Genomic DNA, 636 nt, shown 5'->3' with positions numbered 1-636 from the left:
TTCGCAAAACAGCATCTAGGCCAACTATACAAACACCCCTCCGAGTACTCATTCACAAAAGTTATCCACAGGATATTCCACAAGCAAGTGGAAACTTCGTGCCAAATTGACACGTTAAGAGAAATCGACCTGGGGTTTTTCCGCTGCTTGTGGAATTTGTGTGGATAAACCTTTCTTTACGACGCATTAGTTCCGAAAAACTGCAGGTCATTGAGGGTTACGCTAAATCTACAAGCTGTGCATAACTTCTGAAAATACCTGTACCTGCAGAAAGTCCTGACGGCACACCAGACTTATACATGCAAATCGGCCATTACCAGTGCGGTCGTGCAGTGAATTTTCTACACAAATTCCACAAGTTATCCACAGCCCTATCGTTGAGCTGTGAGAAGTTCCCACACCAAAAACGGGGATGACCAACGACAAACTCCCCGCACGAATGGCCCCTCACAGACCACCCGAACGGGGAGTGTTGTTAATGCTGTTGTCGTTAACTTAAAGAGCTTCTCTAGGAAGCAGAGACGACCGAGAAGTTGATCTTGCCCTTGATATCAGAGTGCAGCTCAACTTCTGCCTGGTAGTTACCAGTCTTTTTCACCAATGCCTTTGGCAAGTTGATGATTCGCTTGTCCAGCT

At 46.2% G+C, this 636-nt stretch carries 1 protein-coding gene; it reads right to left on the bottom strand.

The window, feature by feature from the left end; translation table 11 throughout:
• Positions 1 to 508: 508 nt before the first annotated feature.
• Positions 509 to 636, bottom strand: a 128-nt coding sequence (locus A5774_RS09895; RefSeq protein ID WP_304439372.1) for a 50S ribosomal L9 C-terminal domain-containing protein, incomplete at its 5' end; no start/stop codon positions are given.

This window comes from Corynebacterium sp. EPI-003-04-2554_SCH2473622 (genome assembly GCF_001665955.1).
Classification (GTDB): Bacteria; Actinomycetota; Actinomycetes; order Mycobacteriales; family Mycobacteriaceae; genus Corynebacterium; species Corynebacterium pseudodiphtheriticum.
This window is presented reverse-complemented; position numbering and strand designations above follow the sequence as displayed.